Here is a 16647-nt window from a genome sequence, read left to right as displayed (position 1 = left end):
TACCACCCTTTTAGACAATATCAACGGATATCTTCTTGTTCTCTTTAATAGCCGCTGCTTTAGCCACAGCGCGAATCGCTTTCGCAATCTTACCTTGCTTTCCGATTACTTTACCCATATCATCAGGTGCGACACGGATTTCATAGACTTCCACTTGATCACGGACTTCCATGGTAACAGAAACAGCTTCAGGTTGCTTAACTAATGATTGAACAATTAATGTAATTAATTCTTGCATCACAGTACGCCTCTCTATTAATTATTTTTTAGCGTCAGCAAATTTTTGCATAACACCATGTTTTTTGAACAAGGAGCGAACAGTATCAGTAGGTTGTGCACCTTTACCCAACCACTCTAATGCTTTCTCTTCGTCAATATTAACGATTGCTGGGTTTTTAGTAGCATCGTATTGACCTACTGTATCAACTGGACGGCCTTCGCGTGGAGCGCGGGAGTCAGCAACAACGATACGATAGAAAGGAGCTTTTTTAGCACCTAAACGAGTTAAACGGATTTTTAACATTCTTCTTTCACCTCCTTAAATAGAATATTATCCCATGAACGGTAATTTAGGGAACATACCCTTCTTACCTTTGCTCATAGACTGCATCTGTTTCATAAATTTACGAGCCTCTTCAAATTGTTTGATCAATTGATTCACTCGTTGCACTGTAGTGCCGGAACCTGCCGCAATACGTTTACGGCGAGAACCATTCAATATATTAGGATCCGTACGTTCCGCCATCGTCATAGATTTGATAATAGCCTCAATTTGACGTACTTCTTTATTATCTAAGTCAAAGCCAGCTAACTGGTCTTTCAATTTACCCATACCAGGCAACATGCCCAATAAGTTTTGCAAAGGACCCAATTTGCGAATTTGGTTCATTTGTGCTAAGAAATCATCTAAGGTAAAGCTATTTTTAGCCATTTTTTCAGCCATTTTTTTCGCTTCTTCTTCATCGATAGAACTTTGCACATTTTCAATCAATGTTTTGAAATCGCCTAAATCAAGAATACGAGATGCCATGCGATCCGGATGGAATACTTCTAAGCCGTCCATCTTTTCACTAGTACCTGTAAACTTAATTGGTGTTCCTGTCACTGCTTTAATAGAAAGGGCTGCGCCACCACGGGCATCGCCATCCATTTTCGTCAAAATGACACCATCTAGACCTAAGTAATTATTAAATGCTTCTGCTGTACCTACTGCATCTTGACCAATCATAGCATCTACTACTAGCAAGATTTCATGAGGTTTTACCTCACGCTTGATATTAGCCAATTCATCCATCAAGGTTTCATCAATGGCCAAGCGACCTGCTGTATCGATGATGACAATGTCTTTGAATAGGCGTTTCGCTTCTTCAATACCTGCTTTCGCAATCTCTACTGGATTCGCACCCGGTGTTTCATTCGCGAATACAGGAATATCGATTTGAGCACCTACCACTTGCAATTGCTTAATTGCTGCTGGACGATACACATCGGCTGCTACTAGCATAGGATTCTTACCTTGTTTACGAAGATGTACAGACAACTTGCCGGCCGTAGTCGTTTTACCTGCCCCTTGCAAGCCTACCAACATAATGATAGTCGGTGCTTTGGGAGAAATCATGATACGACTTTCAGTGCCGCCTAATAACTCGGTCAATTCGTCATTCACAATTTTAATAACCGTTTGCGCTGGGTTCAAAGAGCCAAATACTTCTTCTCCCAAGGCTTTGTCCTTAATACGGGTAATAAAGCCTTTCGCTACTGCAAAGTTTACGTCTGCTTCTAACAAGGCAAAACGAACTTGTCGTAACGCTAGATTGACATCATCTTCAGAAATTTTACCTTTTCCCTTTAAGGATGCAAAGGCTTCTTGCAATTTATGCGTTAAATTTTCAAAAGCCATACTAGCCCTCCAATTGTGTTAATAATGACTGAATCGATTTCGATGTAGCTGTGACGGGGCCTAATTGTTCTTTCAGTTCCTTCACAATGTTTTGCCGTAGTAAATATTGTTCAATCAGATGTAATTTCTGTTCATAGGCTTCCATACTAGACTTCGCTCGTTCAATATTATCGTGGACGGCTTGTCTGGAGATGCTCAATTCTTCTGCAATTTCACCTAATGACATATCATCTTCATGATGCAAAGCATAACACTCTCGTTGGCGCTCCGTCAGCAAAGATCCATAAAAATCTAATAACAAACTAATTGTCATTCGTTCTTCCATGGTTCCCTCCTTCGACATGTGCTCTGAAAGTATCATCTGTCAAGCAAAAAATATTTACACCCTATACTACCAATATTTTGGTGACTTGTCAATAGTTGTAAAGGGAATTTCCTTTACACACAAAATAATCTATACCACAACATCTTATAATATTTTGTACTGCATCGCGTCTTATGGTAACTCATTTTTATATTTTTTTTCCAATTTTCCAGCATACATGTTTTACCTATTCCTCAACAGGTACTGTAATTTTAGATAAATAGTCTTCACGTTTTGTCTCTGTCCAATAATTCCGTACTGGTTCTATATATACGGAACCTGCAATTTGCAATCCTTCATAGGCTAAGTAACTGCTAACCTTGTCGTACATCCACTGCGCTTGTTCTTCATAGAGCCCTGTATAAAACATTTCTAAGTACATCCCTCTAGGACGAGTGACGATGTCCATATCCCCTTCATAATCAAATCCCACATCAGTGCAATAATGACTATACTTTATGATATCCCCTCGTTCATAATCTGCACCATTTATAGCCATACCGATTTGAATGGCTTTGAAAGACATATCTTGCAATAGCTGTGCTTGATGCCCTAATAGGGTAAATAGTTTTTTCTTTCCTTGTTCCGATGCATCATAAGAAGTTAGTGCATAGAAAGATTCTTCTTTCATGCCAAAGAATAAACGATTTTGCGGAACTTTTAGGTATCGTTCTAAATTAAATAAGGTTCTCTCTAAATTCATTTTATTTGTATATAAATCATTAATTTCTCGATCAAATCCATGCCGCGCATCTTCTAATAAGGCTTTCAGCATATGCGCCCCTCGATGTTCCACATAATCTTGAATATCTTTTAGGGATAGATTCAATTTTTTCAGAGTCAAAATGATCTCTAATCGATAGCATTCTTCTATTGTATAATAGCGGTATCCATTCTCTTCAATTTTTGCAGAAGGAAACAATCCTAATTTTTCATAATATAAAATAGTTTGTTTTGATATGCCATAAATCTTTGACACATCCCCAATAGTCATATAAATATCTCGCATAGATACTATCCCTTCTACTGTATTTCTAACAGGTTTAACATATTTAACCCTATAATGCTCATATTACTGGTAATACGTATACAATATTTGCAATCTCTGTACTATCTGTAATATTTATCATACTTCTATCGTTTCATTTCGTATAATACATAATTATTTCACAAAACTAAACTATGGGTATATAGTTTTAGCCACACTTATACTATAGCATAACAATGGGCTTTTCAACATATTAAGTTTCATTTATGTATTTTTGTATATTATTAAATTAATTCTCACAAAACAAATCAGCACAGAAACTTTTAAATCCTATAAACCTCATACTATCAATGGTTAACCATAGGTATGTAAAATTTCAAAAATAATTATTTTTATTTATTGACTCCACCACAACCATATACTTTATTATAATAACAGAGGTTAGGTACTTCATGTACAGTCTACCTCAATGAGCAAGTTTATAAGTATCAACATATTGTATAAGGAGGCTATCCTATGGCATGTGGACACAAAGGTCGCGAATTCTACGCGAACGATCCAGAAAAATTAGCACGCTACGATATGGCAATGCGTCATATTGAAGCAGCTCGTGAAGAAGGTCAATCTTCCGAGGAAATCCATGCTATGTTCAACCGCATTATGAGCGGCAACACAGCTGGTAAATGTAAGCACAAAAAAGGTTGATTCGAATACGTACGCCCATACGATTAGAATATACCCCAACCTTTGAGTGAAATAGATAGGACTCAGTCCAATACAAAACCCCAACTCTTCTTCCCTTGAGTTGGGGTTCTATTTTTATATCTAATTAACAGTTTCATCACTAGATTCCTAGACCTCTACCTATTAAAGGTCTAGGAATCGCAAATGTAAAATTAATTTATATGTGCGCGCGTTTTAATCGCAATGCATTGCTCACCACCGTAACAGAGCTGAATGCCATGGCGGTTCCGGCAATGATGGGGCTCAAATACCCTATGGCTGCCAATGGAATACCGATGCAGTTAAAGATCAATGCCCAGAATAAATTTTGTTTAATATTTGTCATCGTTTTACGACTAATCGTCACGGCTTGTACTAAGGTGCGCAAATCATTTCGCACTAATACGATATCCGCCGCCTCAATAGCTACGTCCGTACCATGACCGATACCAAATCCAATATCTGCTAGCGCTAACGCTGGCGCATCATTGATACCATCTCCCACCATGCCAACGGATTTTCCTTGACTTTGTAATGTGGCGATGGTATTTGCTTTATCTTGTGGCAGTACTTCCGCTACTACGTGAGTAATTCCTGCTTGGGCAGCTATATAGTTCGCTGTGCGCGCATTGTCTCCTGTGACCATCCACACATCGATGCCTTGCTCTTGTAAAGCCTTTACAACCTCAGGAGTTTCTGGACGCAATGTATCTGCTACAGCCCAAATACCGTGTACTGTGCCGTCTACTAACAAGACGGATACAGAATTGCCTTGTTCTTCCAGTCTGTGAATCTCCGCTTGCCATGGCGTGATATCAACACCTAGTTCTTGCATCCATCGAGTATGACCAACTTTTACAAGTTTACCAGCTATGCATCCTTCTAGCCCTTTTCCAGGAATGTCTTGGAAATCTTTCACGCTCATCTGTGGCACCCCTTTGCTAGCGCCATATGCAGCAATAGCTTGTGCAATGGGATGGGTGGATCCTTTTTCCAGATTCACTGTGAAAGCTAAGTTATACATTTCATCACCTGCTGTATGTATCACTTTCGTAACAGATAGCTTTCCTTCTGTTAAAGTCCCCGTTTTATCCATGATGATGGCATTGATATGACCTGCTTTTTCTAAAAATTCTGCGCTTTTAATAAGCACACCATGTTCTGCTCCAAGGCCTGAACCTACCATGATGGATGTAGGTGTCGCCAATCCCAAGGCGCATGGGCAGGCAATTACAAGCACAGCTGTGCCATATAATAAAGCTTCTCCTACCGTAGATCCTAATGTAAAATACCAAATAATCATGGTAAGAATGGCAATACCGATGACTACCGGCACAAAATAAGATGCTACCACATCTGCGATACGCTGAATGCTCGCTTTGGATGCTTGCGCTTGTTCCACTACTTTGATGATTTGGGATAACATAGTTTCCCCCCCAATAGCAGTGGCTTTCATAATAAATGTGCCCGACATGTTAACTGTAGCGCCTATGACTTGACTAGACTGACCTTTTTCTACAGGTACGCTTTCACCTGTCAACATAGCCTCATCCACTGTGGAATGACCTTCTAAAATAATTCCATCTACTGGTACTTTTTCTCCGGCCCGCACTTGGATCTTGTCACCTACGACAATCTCCTTCGTAGGAATGTCCATCCACTCCCCATTGCGTTCCACATGGGCCACGCTAGGTTGTAATGCCACTAATTTTTGAATGGCCTCAGACGTACGGCCCTTAGCGATATCCTCTAATAATTTACCTAGCAAAATAAATGTAATAAGCCACGCAGAGGTTTCAAAATAGAGTTCATTATTCCCTACCGCCATTTGATAAATACTAAATCCATAGGCTACAGAAGTCCCCAATGCTACTAGTACATCCATAGTGAGTGTACCACTCCGAATTGCCGCAAAAGCACCCGTGTAAAAAATCCAACCTGTACCAAATTGAGCAATCGTAGCTAACACCAATTCAATCTCATGAGACAACATAGGCCAATGCCATAGATAGTGTCCCACCATGGATACCATCATAGGGATAGACATGAGCGCTGCCACGCCTAGTCGTATATATTGTTTTTTATGAGATGGCGGTTCTACTATCACGCCTTCATCCGCAGCCACATGCGCACCAAAGCCTATTTTTTCAATGGCTGCGATGACTTCTGTAGCACCTATTGTGCTATCTTCTGTATACGTTACGCTTCCTTTATTGGTGAGCAAATTGACTTTCACATCTTCTACACCATCTAATTTGCTAACTGCTTTTTCTACACGCCCTACGCAAGCAGCACAGTGCATGCCTGTAATAGAAAATTCTTCTTTGTGCATTGTTCCCCCTCATGATATATACATGTATCTGAAAATTCCTTGATATGAATATATTAACATATATCCTATCTTTTTTCTAGTATATACCATATACGAATTTGATTGCTATGGGCTGGCTAACCAAACATGTTAATACAAGCTATTTTACTGTGCCTTTTAAAGACCATACTTTATAACCAACGGCATAATACTAACTTATGTTATACTATAGATATACAAGACTTGTAAACTAATTTTTATTGTTCATACCCAGGAGTTCTTATGTCGGACATTCCACAATCTTATATCACCATAGCCAATGAATTTAGAACAGAATATATCATAGAAAAGTCGCGTTTCATTTCCACTATCGCACCTGTTAGTACTGAAGCTGAGGCACAAGCTTTCATCCAACGTACATCCAAAAAATTTTGGGATGCGACTCACAACTGTACAGCTTATGTCATCGGTCCCCGCCAAGAACAACAGCGATCCTCTGACAACGGAGAGCCTTCAGGTACGGCAGGAAAACCAATGTTAGAAGTGTTAAAAAAAACAGGGCTCACCAACGTGGCGGTCGTAGTGACTCGCTATTTTGGAGGTATTAAGTTAGGTGCAGGGGGTCTCATTCGTGCCTACTCCCATAGTGCAGCCAAAGCTGTCCAAGAAGGTCCTAAACTACTCATTGCACCTCGTCAAGTGATAACTATCTCCATTGACTATTCCAACTTTGGTACCATCGAAAGACAATTGCAAACATTAGGACTTCACTATACAGCTTCCTTCACAGATCTAGTATCTATCGAAATCTATGTAGAGCCGGAAAATGTGACCATCCTCGAAACAGATTTGACAAATCTAACTGGTGGTAATATAACTTGGCAATTGCAAGAAGTTCGTATGGTAGAATTGCCATATATTGCTGATATTTCTGATTCAACTCTGATGAACAAATGATATGGGATTATCCAAAAGAGCAACAAAAAACCACGGTGTCTTCCTTCACCGTGGTTTTTTGTGCTTCTTGTTGGAGTCCTCTATATAAAGGGAAAGTACACTAATTTAATTGTTGCAGCATTCTGCTACAAATACTTCTACAACTTCTTCATCTTGTAATTCAGAAGTCCAAGGATGTGGCCAGCCTTTAATGCTATTATCTTTACATTGACTTGCTTCACATGCTTCTAAACGATGTTCTTTTAAATTTTCTATCCATGTTTTTACAATACTCATTTTATTCTTCCTTTCCAGCTTCTTAACCTTCAACAGTAATATCTTTTATTTCATGTTTGTAGTATACAAAAGTCTAAGCTCTTTGTGAAATAACAGATAGTTATTATCCCATAAACTATTTTTTATAATACTTTTTATAGTATTTTTATTAAATCATATTTAATTATAACTAGTATGCATACTATCTATAACTTTTTGACGTTTATTTGACGATTTTTGGCTGCAGTGAAAACAAAAGAGCACACATGCTAACATATGTGCTCTTGTCTGTGGCGGAGGATTAGGGATTCGAACCCTAGCGCCGGTAACCCGACCTAACGATTTAGCAAACCGTCCTCTTCAGCCTCTTGAGTAATCCTCCATGATACCTTATTAAGATACCATAAATAGACTCTATTTGTCAATTATTTTTTATAATTCATAGCCGACTTCTACAACTTCTACTTCACCAGAATTAGGATGTATCATTAACCCATGAACCGCCACATCTTTGGGAATTAACGGGTTCATACGAAGCATACTCACTGTTTCTTGTACATTATCTACCGGATGAGAAAAACCATCTGCCCAATGCTCTAATTCATGACGCACCATTTGAATTGCCTCTGGCACTACACCACGAGATAACATCGCTTTAGTTAAACTTTCAGAAGTGGTTTTCGCCATACCGCACTCATAATGGCCGATAACAAAGATTTCAGATACGCCTAATTCGTAAATGCTAACCAATAAACTACGCACCACGCTATCAAACATACCAGAGATAGAGTTACCTGCTGATTTTATCACCTTTGCATGTCCCCGTTCAATACCTAGGGCTTGCTCCATAAAATTCACCAGTCGCGTATCCATACAGGTAAGAATTGCAATTTCACGGGTTGGTACCTTACTTACTGTTGGTGGTGTATCCCCATGTTCTTGGACGCTACTTTCCAAAAATTCTCGATTATGTCGTAATATTTCATTTAATAAGTTCATCATTCACCTCTTATCGTATACGCTTTTTATAATGTTGTGAATTACCTTGTTGTTTCCAGCCTACACGATCACCAATAGACATAACACGACGTGTCAAACATTCTTTGCATTGGTCCGCATTGTCATCTACACATGGTTTATTATCATACAACAAATATTTTGCACGATGCTCTGGTACCGTAATGATAGGCATCAAAATATTAGCTCCCGCCGCCAAACCTTTTTCACGGCCTAATTTATCTAAGGCTTGTAGTGCTGTTGTAGCTGCAATATTGACATCTTTCAGGAATAAACGTGTTAAAGCTATCATTTTTAAGCCTAACTGAACTCGTTCCAATTTTCCCTCTTGTGAATCAATACCTAACTCTAAGGCACGTTGGCCCAATGGTGTATCATGATGCACCACATACGGTCCCATACCAATCATATCGATATCCATGTCACGATAGAATAAAATATCATTCACTAGATCATCTAATGTTTGCCCTGGCAGCCCGATCATAACACCTGTACCGACTTGGAAACCCACCTTGCGTAAAGCTTTCAAGCAATTCACACGGGTCTCAAAAGAGTGCAAAGCATCCTTAGGATGAATCATCTCAAACAAGTTCTTATTCGTCGTTTCAATACGAAGAAGATAGCGGTCTGCACCAGCCTCTCGCATACGTCTGTATGCCTCTTCCGATTGTTCTCCTACGCACATGGTAATTCCTAGCTCATTGTTGCTTAACTTTTTAATATCTCGGATAAGTTCCACTACATACTCTACAAAGGCATCATCCGTACGTTCTCCAGATTGCAAGGTCAAAGATCCATATTCATGATCATAGGCCCATTTTGCCATTTTAAGTACATCATCACGAGACATATCAAATCGTTCTGTCTTACTGTTTTCATGGCGGATACCACAATATAAACAGTTTTTGATACAACGATTTGAAAATTCGATGAGTCCACGGTAATACGCTACTTTATCTACATAAGCAGCTTTTACCTCATAAGCTTTTTTATATATTTTTTGTAATTCACCTTCATCGGTAATGGTCATGAGGAATCGCAATTCCTCTTCCGTTAACCACTCATCTCCGACAAGATCTTTCTTTAAAATGCTATCTACTGTCATATTTCCTCAGTTGCGATATCTCACTAAAATGTCTATTTATTATATACAATATATACTAATACATCTATAGAGACCGCTATATGTCTTACACACTATATTCACATACAATATGTACCTACTATGTACTTCCAAGCCTGCACTCTATATACGATAAGTACCCTAAGCTTCTACACCACTCCATACCTATTTAAACTTGCTTACGATAGGCAATGGTAAAAGATATATCTATATTTTCTGGAAAAGGGTCTAAGACAAACCCTTTCAACTCCGTTGGCAGTTCTGAAAGTTCAATAATTTGATGCTCACAGATAAAATGTGCCAATGAACCACGCATCTGTTTTGACGATGTACTAAGTTGCTTCCATACACCATTACGATGCTCTAAAAATTCTATAGTTATCATCTTAGGATGATTAATCCATTTAGAATATTCCTTGGATGCCAAGTTTAGAATCCAATCTTCCTCAGCTACAGCAGCATCTACTAAGGGTTGCCACCATTCATAGAGGTTTGTTTTCTTTTCCTTTAGCACAGGATCGATTAAGTCCAAGCGATACCCTTTAATACCGCTGTTAGGCGCTACCAATCCATACAAGGCAGACCCAATCCATACGTGGGTATTGGCGAATGTTTTTCCTTCCTCTGAAAGCCCATCATAATCAAACTTTTTAAATGACAACCCATCATAACTGAGTGCCGCCATACCTTCTACTTCTTTATCATAATTTTGATAAAAAGCATATACTTCATCTAGAACTATGTCTTTTATTTTTAAAGCCTTACCTAGCGCTTCTTTTGATATACCTTGCATATGCTGCACAATCTGTTCCGTCATATGCGGTGCATACTGAGGTGCACTAGGAGTGCCTTTTATAACTTTTGTTTTACTAGGAGATATAATTAGTTTCATAATATTACTCTACTCGATTACAATTATCTTCATTATATATAGCATATCTACTAAGAGGACAATACCTACTTGCACTACCAAACGTACCCATAGCCCTCACCATAGATTTTATATTATATCATACCTGTAAAGTATACCATATATCGAAGAGTTTTAATATAAAAAGACGGGCACAATACCCGTCTTTTTATTAACACGTCAGTTAATATCTTTTGCAAATTTTTATTCAAGCATTTCATGGCAATGTTTACATTTTGTAGCAACTTTAAGTACTGTTTCTCCACAATATGGGCAGGACTTATATTTGTTTGGATCTGCCTTAACCTTATCAGAAGACATCATAATAGAATGTATAATAGCAACTATCCATAACAATATTCCGTAAATAGCAAATAAACTAAACGATCTACCTTTTCTATGAGCAATATTCGCTGGAATTAACATTATCATAGATGAAAAAATATCTAGTGCCAAATATTCAGAAAAGTGAGTAACGCGATATACACCTTGATAAAATTGATCTAGTAAAACCCCATTAAATATAAATGCAACAATAAACCAAATGATATTTAATAATACAACCATTTAATTCCCTCCCTATAATTTTCTACAACTTGGAATTAATCTAACAAGTGTATTATAGCATAAAAACCCCTCGAACACGAATGTTCAAGGGGGCTTTTAATTGCTTTAGAATTATTTCAATTCTACAGATGCGCCAGCTTCTTCTAATTTAGCTTTTAAAGCTTCAGCGTCAGCAGCAGCTACGCCTTCTTTTACAGGAGCAGGAGCGCCGTCAACGATAGCTTTAGCTTCTTTTAAGCCTAAACCAGTAGCTTCACGTACAACTTTGATTACGTTGATTTTGGAAGCACCAGCGTCTTTAAGAATTACGTCGAATTCGGATTTAGCTTCAGCGCCACCAGCAGCAGCACCAGCAGCAGCTACAGCTACAGGAGCAGCAGCAGTTACGCCGAATTTGTCTTCGATTGCTTTTACAAGATCGTTAAGTTCTAAAATAGTTGCATTTTCTAATTCAGCAACGATGTTTTCGATGTTCAATGCCATGATTGATATCCTCCATTTTTGATATATGTTATCTTAGTTAATTGTGTTGCTATTATGCAACAGTTTCGTCTTTTGCTTCCGCAACAGCTTTTACTGCGTACGCTACATTGCGAACTGGAGCTTGAAGCACGGAAAGAAGCATGGAAAGCATACCTTCGCGGTTCGGCAAGTTTGCAATTTCTTGTACTTTTGCAGCATCAAGAACTTCACCTTCCACAATACCAGCTTTAACAGTTAAAGCTTCAGTTTTTGTGTCTTTAATGAAGTTTTCAAGAATACGAGCTGGAGCTACAGCGTCTGTGCTAGAAGTTGCTAATGCAGTAGGACCTTCTAAATGCTCAGAGAAAGCTTCGTAGCCTAATTCGTTAGCAGCAATGCGAGTCAAAGTATTTTTAATTACTTTGTATTCCACACCTTCAGCCAAGAATTTACGACGAAGATCTGTTACTTGAGCAACAGTCAAACCGCTATAACCAACTAATACAGCACCTTTCGCTTGAGAAAGAGTTTCTTTCATTTGAGCTACAACTGCTTGTTTTTGTTGAGTGACAGCCATTAGAATACCTCCTTGTAGATTTTTGGTGATTTTCTATGTACTATCTTAGCGTAAAAACGACCTCAACGAAGACGTTGAGGTCGAGAACCATTCCATAATAGATTGGATTCAGCCTCAGCGGGCGAGTTTCCTCATTAAATCAAATGATGCCAGCCGTCTACAGCTAAGAGAACATATATAATTATTGTTCCTTGTTAGTGCTTGTTAATTTAAACACGTTCATAGGAACGCCAGGACCCATAGTGGAGCTAAGTGTCACAGTTTTAATGTATTGACCTTTAGCTGCTGCAGGTTTAGCTTTAACAATAGTATCAACGATTGTACGGAAATTGTCAAGTAATTTCGCATCGTCGAAAGATGCTTTACCGATAGGACAAGCAATGATACCAGCTTTGTCTGTACGGTATTCGATTTTACCTGCTTTAATTTCACTAACAGCACGAGCTACATCAGGTGTTACAGTACCAACTTTAGGGTTTGGCATTAAGCCTTTAGGACCTAAAATTTTACCTAAACGACCAACTTGGCCCATCATGTCAGGAGTAGCTACAACAACGTCAAAGTCGCTGAAACCACCTTGTACTTTTGCTACTAATTCTTCGGAACCAACGATATCTGCGCCAGCATCCTCAGCTTCTTTAATTTTGTCGCCTTTCGCAAATACGAGTACGCGTTGAGTTTTACCTGTACCATGTGGTAATACAACGGCACCACGAACTTGTTGATCAGCGTATTTAGGATCGACGTTCAAATTGAAAGCGATTTCGATTGTTTCGTCGAATTTTGCAGTGGCAGTTTTCTTAACTAATTCAATACCTTCTACTGGTTCGTAGAATTTATCTGCTTCGATAAGTTTTACTGCTTCAGCATATTTCTTACCTACTTTTGCCATTTTTATTCCTCCTTATGTGGTGTAACGGGATGTCCCTCCCACCGATATGTGAGTCACATACCGTACGCTAATTAATCAACGATTTCAATGCCCATGCTGCGTGCAGTACCTTCTACCATACGCATAGCTTGCTCAACAGTGTTAGCATTTAAGTCAGGCATTTTAAGTTCAGCGATTTCACGAACTTTATCGCGACCAACTTTAGCTACTTTATCACGGTTAGGTACTCCAGATCCTTTTGGGATACCTGCTGCTTTTTTCAATAAAACTGCAGCTGGTGGAGTTTTTGTGATGAAAGTGAAGCTTCTATCTTCGTATACAGTAATAACAACTGGGATGATAAGACCAGCTTGTTGAGCTGTTCTTTCGTTAAATTCTTTAACGAAGCCCATGATGTTAACACCTGCTTGACCCAAAGCTGGACCAATCGGTGGCGCTGGGCTCGCTTTACCAGCCTCGCACTGTAATTTCACAACTTTACTAACTTTTTTAGCCATGGTGATTACACCTCCTTGCGTCAAAATGTGGTGGTAACGGAGCGAAATTGCCCCTCCCACTGGCAACCTCCCGGCCGCCTAAAAAGGTTAGAGTTATATAGTATATTAAAGAATTTTCTCAACTTGAGAATATTCTACCTCTACTGGGGTTTCACGATTAAACATCTCTACATTCAAACGTAGTTTTGCATGATCGTGGTTGATTTCAGTAATAACGCCTGTTCTATCTTCAAAGGCACCGGATGTAATTCGGACAGTTTCTCCTACTTCAACATCAAGAGTTTGTACTGGTTCTTGATCCAAACCTTGAGACTTCAAGATATAAGCTACTTCAGAATCAGATAGTGGCACCGGTTTTGTTACAGAACCAACAAATCCTGTAACTCCTGGTGTATTACGCACCACATACCAAGATTCGTCATTTACTTCCATTTCTACCAGCACATAGCCTGGAAAGACTTTGCGTTTTACTACTTTTTTTACACCATTCTTTTCGTCGATTTCATCTTCCATAGGAATTAAGATGCGTGAAATCACATCTTCCATTCCCATAGCTTGGACTTTCAACTCCAAGGTGGTTTTTACTTTGTTTTCGTAGCCTGAGTAAGTATGTAAGACATACCACTTTTTATCTGTTCCCATCAAAAAGGCCTCCTACCTTACAGCACTCTTTAACAATTTAAAAAGTTCTGCAAACACTGTGTCAACGATACCAATAATAGCAGAAATAATAATTACTGCTACAAATACTGCAATCGTATAGTTCACAAGTTCTTTTTTCGTAGGCCAGACTACTTTCTTGAGCTCTGAGCGCACTTCACGAACGAATTTACCGTTATTATTTTGTTGTGCTTGAGCTTTTGAATTAGTTCCTGCCATGATATCATATCCTCATGTCAACAAATAATTTAAAAATTATTTTGTTTCACGGTGTAACGTGTGTTTACCACAGAATTTACAGAATTTATTCATTTCAATACGATCTGGGTTATTTTTTTTGTTTTTGTTTGTCTGATAGTTACGTTGCTTGCATTCAGTACAAGCCATAGTTACTGCGTTACGCATCAGTTCACACCTCTCTTTAAAGTGCCTAGACGGCTATTACTTCATAAACATACCAATATAGACTACCACAAGTGGGAGCCTATGTCAAATGCAATCTAAAAAAGCCAGGCAATTCCTGACCTCTCTATTATTACATAGAACACCTTAAATAGCAAGTAGTGACCTATGTAAATTATAAATTTTTCGTTTACAAAATTGAATGATGGGTCTATAATAAGAGCATACTTGACAATGTACTATGGAACACTAGCTCAGTTGGCAGAGCATCTGACTCTTAATCAGAGGGTCCAGGGTTCGAACCCCTGGTGTTCCACCACACTTAGAACCGCATTACAGTGCGGTTCTTTTATTTTTTACATTAAAATTGATTGGTGCAATTTTTTCAAGTTGACCCCAGCTTGACCCCAGCTTACTTGATTTCTTGAAAAATGCACGCAGTTTACGGAGTATCCTTTATGTTCAAATTTTTCCTATCCACACTTATCTCTTTCATCGATGCTCTATTTATGTTATTCAAATCTATCGGCATTTTTATTTTTTCTTTAATTCTATTCATTATTATGCTTATTGTACTAGGATATTTTTTAATCGCTTTATTCAACTAATTGTTATTTATATCATCTTATTCTTTATTCCACTCAATCTGTAACAGAAACACAATCATTCTTATACTAATTTTATACAACAAAGGACTGTGCCTCTACTTAAGTTACAGTCCTTTTACTTTATAACACTAGTGCCCCTACGACACCACCTACTAACAAGGTAATGTCATAGAATATAAATGTTGGTACACAAGTATCCCATATATGGTTATGTTGTCCATCTGCATTGAGTCCTGATGTCGGTCCTAATGTAGAATCTGATGCAGGAGAGCCCGCATCACCTAAGGCTGCTGCGATACCGATCAATAAGATGATAGCCGGCACAGAAAAGCCTAAATGTAATCCCATAGGAATATAAATGGATGCAATAACTGGAATGGTACCAAAAGACGTACCGATACCCATAGTAATCAGCAATCCTACGATAAGCATTATGATAGCACCTACTAGTTTAGAATCGATAATAGATACTGTGGCTGACACTAAATGCTCTACAGAGTTTGTTTCTCGCAAGACATTCGCATAACCTGCTGCAATTAACATAACAAAAGCAATGGTTCCCATCATGCGAATACCACCATCTACATCTTCATCCATTTTGGACCATTTGATAAGCCCTGTAGCAAAGAATACTGCCAAACCAGCCAGCGCACCAATTGGCAAGGATTTAAAATAGAGCTGCGCCACAAAAGCCACAGCCGCTCCTGCTAACCCTTTCCAACAATCTGCCGTCATACGTGTAGTTTCCTCTGTAGATTCTTCGTGCACCACCGCAATATCTTCATACTCACGGTTTCGACTATAGTACACAATAGCAAGGAGTAATCCTACAATCATGGATATACCGCCAATCCACATCACAGAGGCAATATCCGAGATAGATACGTTCACTCCATTGGCTACCATTTGGTCTTTTATAATCGTCATAAACAATAAACCGAACCCAACTGGCAACGACACATAGGGAGCTTTCAGACCAAATGTTAAGGCACACGCCACCGCTCTACGGTCCAATTTCATTCGGTTCATGACCACTAACAATGGAGGAATCAAGATAGGAATAAAAGCGATATGCACAGGGATTAAATTTTGTGAAAAGCAGGATACAAAGGCGATGAGCAACGTAAATGCCACTTTTTTTGTACCTACAATATTCGTAATCTTCTTAGTGACTACTGTAGCTAACCCTGAACGACCTATGACAATGGCTAAGGCGCCCAACAAAATATAACTAAATGCAGTCTCTGAATTACCACCCATGCCACCGATTAACGACTCAATCGTGGTGGTTACCGTCATGCCTCCTGCCAAGCCTGCCACCAAAGAAGCTACGATAACTGATAATAATACGTTAAATCGTAGCAAACATAAAATTGACATAGCGATGACTGATAACACTATGGGGTTTAACACTATATCCATTGAGGATCTCCT

General features: G+C 38.8%; 21 protein-coding genes and 2 tRNA genes. 3 read left to right on the top strand and 20 right to left on the bottom strand.

Annotated features, from left to right (window positions below):
• Window positions 1-10: 10 nt before the first annotated feature.
• From EO117_RS05335 to EO117_RS05315, 5 genes are all read right to left on the bottom strand, one after another.
• A complete protein-coding gene (locus tag EO117_RS05335; protein ID WP_009353402.1) occupies window positions 11-238 on the bottom strand; it encodes a KH domain-containing protein in 228 nt (75 codons plus the stop codon).
• Window positions 239-259: 21 nt separating this feature from the next.
• A complete protein-coding gene (gene rpsP, locus EO117_RS05330) occupies window positions 260-523 on the bottom strand; it encodes a 30S ribosomal protein S16 (RefSeq protein ID WP_009353289.1) in 264 nt (87 codons plus the stop codon).
• 27 nt (window positions 524-550) lie between these two features.
• The gene (gene ffh, locus EO117_RS05325; RefSeq protein WP_126939448.1) at window positions 551-1900 is read right to left on the bottom strand and encodes a signal recognition particle protein; all 1350 of its coding nucleotides are present in this window, start codon (window positions 1898-1900) and stop codon (window positions 551-553) included.
• A gap of 1 nt (window position 1901) precedes the next feature.
• Complete coding sequence (gene ylxM / locus EO117_RS05320) at window positions 1902-2225, bottom strand: YlxM family DNA-binding protein (RefSeq protein WP_126939447.1); 324 nt, start codon at window positions 2223-2225, stop codon at window positions 1902-1904.
• Between the two features lie 226 nt (window positions 2226-2451).
• On the bottom strand, window positions 2452-3273 hold the full coding sequence (locus tag EO117_RS05315; RefSeq protein ID WP_126939446.1) for a MerR family transcriptional regulator: 822 nt from the start codon (window positions 3271-3273) through the stop codon (window positions 2452-2454).
• Between the two features lie 495 nt (window positions 3274-3768).
• On the opposite strand from EO117_RS05315, the gene EO117_RS05310 reads away from it, so the two are divergent.
• A complete protein-coding gene (locus EO117_RS05310; protein WP_009353434.1) occupies window positions 3769-3957 on the top strand; it encodes a hypothetical protein in 189 nt (62 codons plus the stop codon).
• 196 nt (window positions 3958-4153) lie between these two features.
• Here EO117_RS05310 and EO117_RS05305 read toward each other — a convergent pair whose 3' ends face one another.
• Window positions 4154-6307 (bottom strand): cation-translocating P-type ATPase, encoded by a 2154-nt coding sequence (locus tag EO117_RS05305; protein WP_126939445.1) that lies wholly within the window; start codon window positions 6305-6307, stop codon window positions 4154-4156.
• A 261-nt stretch (window positions 6308-6568) separates the two neighbouring features.
• Between EO117_RS05305 and EO117_RS05300 the strand changes: the two genes are divergently transcribed.
• Window positions 6569-7243 carry a YigZ family protein gene (locus EO117_RS05300; protein WP_126939444.1) on the top strand — a complete coding sequence of 225 codons (675 nt, stop codon included), beginning with the start codon at window positions 6569-6571 and terminating at the stop codon, window positions 7241-7243.
• 105 nt (window positions 7244-7348) lie between these two features.
• Here the strand turns inward: EO117_RS05300 and EO117_RS09200 are convergent, their stop codons facing one another.
• From EO117_RS09200 to rpmG, 13 genes are all read right to left on the bottom strand, one after another.
• The gene (locus EO117_RS09200) at window positions 7349-7519 is read right to left on the bottom strand and encodes a hypothetical protein (protein WP_164727498.1); all 171 of its coding nucleotides are present in this window, start codon (window positions 7517-7519) and stop codon (window positions 7349-7351) included.
• Window positions 7520-7789: 270 nt separating this feature from the next.
• A tRNA-Ser gene (locus tag EO117_RS05295) sits at window positions 7790-7880 on the bottom strand.
• Between the two features lie 50 nt (window positions 7881-7930).
• Window positions 7931-8497, bottom strand: a complete 567-nt coding sequence (locus EO117_RS05290; protein WP_126939443.1) for a carbonic anhydrase — start codon at window positions 8495-8497, stop codon at window positions 7931-7933.
• Between the two features lie 10 nt (window positions 8498-8507).
• Window positions 8508-9620, bottom strand: a complete 1113-nt coding sequence (gene hydE, locus EO117_RS05285) for a [FeFe] hydrogenase H-cluster radical SAM maturase HydE (RefSeq protein WP_126939442.1) — start codon at window positions 9618-9620, stop codon at window positions 8508-8510.
• 187 nt (window positions 9621-9807) lie between these two features.
• Window positions 9808-10530, bottom strand: a complete 723-nt coding sequence (locus tag EO117_RS05280; protein ID WP_126939441.1) for a YaaA family protein — start codon at window positions 10528-10530, stop codon at window positions 9808-9810.
• A gap of 222 nt (window positions 10531-10752) precedes the next feature.
• Entirely contained in the window at window positions 10753-11115 is a 363-nt protein-coding gene (locus tag EO117_RS05275; RefSeq protein ID WP_126939440.1) for a hypothetical protein, read from the bottom strand.
• Between the two features lie 111 nt (window positions 11116-11226).
• Window positions 11227-11598, bottom strand: coding sequence for a 50S ribosomal protein L7/L12 (rplL, locus tag EO117_RS05270; protein WP_126939439.1), 372 nt, complete (start codon window positions 11596-11598; stop codon window positions 11227-11229).
• Between the two features lie 52 nt (window positions 11599-11650).
• Window positions 11651-12154, bottom strand: coding sequence for a 50S ribosomal protein L10 (gene rplJ, locus EO117_RS05265; protein WP_126939438.1), 504 nt, complete (start codon window positions 12152-12154; stop codon window positions 11651-11653).
• A 181-nt stretch (window positions 12155-12335) separates the two neighbouring features.
• Complete coding sequence (rplA, locus tag EO117_RS05260) at window positions 12336-13046, bottom strand: 50S ribosomal protein L1 (RefSeq protein ID WP_126939437.1); 711 nt, start codon at window positions 13044-13046, stop codon at window positions 12336-12338.
• Between the two features lie 71 nt (window positions 13047-13117).
• Entirely contained in the window at window positions 13118-13543 is a 426-nt protein-coding gene (rplK, locus tag EO117_RS05255) for a 50S ribosomal protein L11 (RefSeq protein ID WP_062401677.1), read from the bottom strand.
• A 105-nt stretch (window positions 13544-13648) separates the two neighbouring features.
• A complete protein-coding gene (gene nusG / locus EO117_RS05250) occupies window positions 13649-14185 on the bottom strand; it encodes a transcription termination/antitermination protein NusG (protein ID WP_126939436.1) in 537 nt (178 codons plus the stop codon).
• Window positions 14186-14197: 12 nt separating this feature from the next.
• A complete protein-coding gene (gene secE / locus EO117_RS05245) occupies window positions 14198-14422 on the bottom strand; it encodes a preprotein translocase subunit SecE (protein ID WP_126939435.1) in 225 nt (74 codons plus the stop codon).
• A gap of 36 nt (window positions 14423-14458) precedes the next feature.
• The gene (rpmG, locus tag EO117_RS05240; protein WP_062401675.1) at window positions 14459-14608 is read right to left on the bottom strand and encodes a 50S ribosomal protein L33; all 150 of its coding nucleotides are present in this window, start codon (window positions 14606-14608) and stop codon (window positions 14459-14461) included.
• A 240-nt stretch (window positions 14609-14848) separates the two neighbouring features.
• Between rpmG and EO117_RS05235 the strand changes: the two genes are divergently transcribed.
• Window positions 14849-14924, top strand: a tRNA-Lys gene (locus EO117_RS05235).
• A gap of 409 nt (window positions 14925-15333) precedes the next feature.
• Here the strand turns inward: EO117_RS05235 and EO117_RS05230 are convergent.
• Window positions 15334-16635, bottom strand: coding sequence for a Na+/H+ antiporter family protein (locus EO117_RS05230; RefSeq protein WP_126939434.1), 1302 nt, complete (start codon window positions 16633-16635; stop codon window positions 15334-15336).
• Window positions 16636-16647: the final 12 nt, after the last annotated feature.

This window comes from Veillonella sp. VA142, assembly GCF_003992135.1.
GTDB lineage: Bacteria > Bacillota > Negativicutes > Veillonellales > Veillonellaceae > F0422.
Note: the sequence above shows the minus strand (reverse complement) of the source record. Positions and strands in the feature narration are given on the sequence as shown.

Coding starts and splice junctions, on each gene's coding strand:
- EO117_RS05310 (WP_009353434.1), top strand. CDS start 3,769: ATGGCATGTGGACACAAAGGTCGCGAATTCTACGCGAACGATCCAGAA.
- rplJ (WP_126939438.1), bottom strand. CDS start 12,154: ATGGCTGTCACTCAACAAAAACAAGCAGTTGTAGCTCAAATGAAAGAA.
- hydE (WP_126939442.1), bottom strand. CDS start 9,620: ATGACAGTAGATAGCATTTTAAAGAAAGATCTTGTCGGAGATGAGTGG.
- nusG (WP_126939436.1), bottom strand. CDS start 14,185: ATGGGAACAGATAAAAAGTGGTATGTCTTACATACTTACTCAGGCTAC.
- EO117_RS05315 (WP_126939446.1), bottom strand. CDS start 3,273: ATGCGAGATATTTATATGACTATTGGGGATGTGTCAAAGATTTATGGC.
- EO117_RS05335 (WP_009353402.1), bottom strand. CDS start 238: ATGCAAGAATTAATTACATTAATTGTTCAATCATTAGTTAAGCAACCT.
- EO117_RS05300 (WP_126939444.1), top strand. CDS start 6,569: ATGTCGGACATTCCACAATCTTATATCACCATAGCCAATGAATTTAGA.
- EO117_RS05275 (WP_126939440.1), bottom strand. CDS start 11,115: ATGGTTGTATTATTAAATATCATTTGGTTTATTGTTGCATTTATATTT.
- EO117_RS05280 (WP_126939441.1), bottom strand. CDS start 10,530: ATGAAACTAATTATATCTCCTAGTAAAACAAAAGTTATAAAAGGCACT.
- rpsP (WP_009353289.1), bottom strand. CDS start 523: ATGTTAAAAATCCGTTTAACTCGTTTAGGTGCTAAAAAAGCTCCTTTC.
- ffh (WP_126939448.1), bottom strand. CDS start 1,900: ATGGCTTTTGAAAATTTAACGCATAAATTGCAAGAAGCCTTTGCATCC.
- EO117_RS05305 (WP_126939445.1), bottom strand. CDS start 6,307: ATGCACAAAGAAGAATTTTCTATTACAGGCATGCACTGTGCTGCTTGC.
- rplK (WP_062401677.1), bottom strand. CDS start 13,543: ATGGCTAAAAAAGTTAGTAAAGTTGTGAAATTACAGTGCGAGGCTGGT.
- rplA (WP_126939437.1), bottom strand. CDS start 13,046: ATGGCAAAAGTAGGTAAGAAATATGCTGAAGCAGTAAAACTTATCGAA.
- secE (WP_126939435.1), bottom strand. CDS start 14,422: ATGGCAGGAACTAATTCAAAAGCTCAAGCACAACAAAATAATAACGGT.
- ylxM (WP_126939447.1), bottom strand. CDS start 2,225: ATGGAAGAACGAATGACAATTAGTTTGTTATTAGATTTTTATGGATCT.
- rpmG (WP_062401675.1), bottom strand. CDS start 14,608: ATGCGTAACGCAGTAACTATGGCTTGTACTGAATGCAAGCAACGTAAC.
- EO117_RS09200 (WP_164727498.1), bottom strand. CDS start 7,519: ATGAGTATTGTAAAAACATGGATAGAAAATTTAAAAGAACATCGTTTA.
- rplL (WP_126939439.1), bottom strand. CDS start 11,598: ATGGCATTGAACATCGAAAACATCGTTGCTGAATTAGAAAATGCAACT.
- EO117_RS05290 (WP_126939443.1), bottom strand. CDS start 8,497: ATGAACTTATTAAATGAAATATTACGACATAATCGAGAATTTTTGGAA.
- EO117_RS05230 (WP_126939434.1), bottom strand. CDS start 16,635: ATGGATATAGTGTTAAACCCCATAGTGTTATCAGTCATCGCTATGTCA.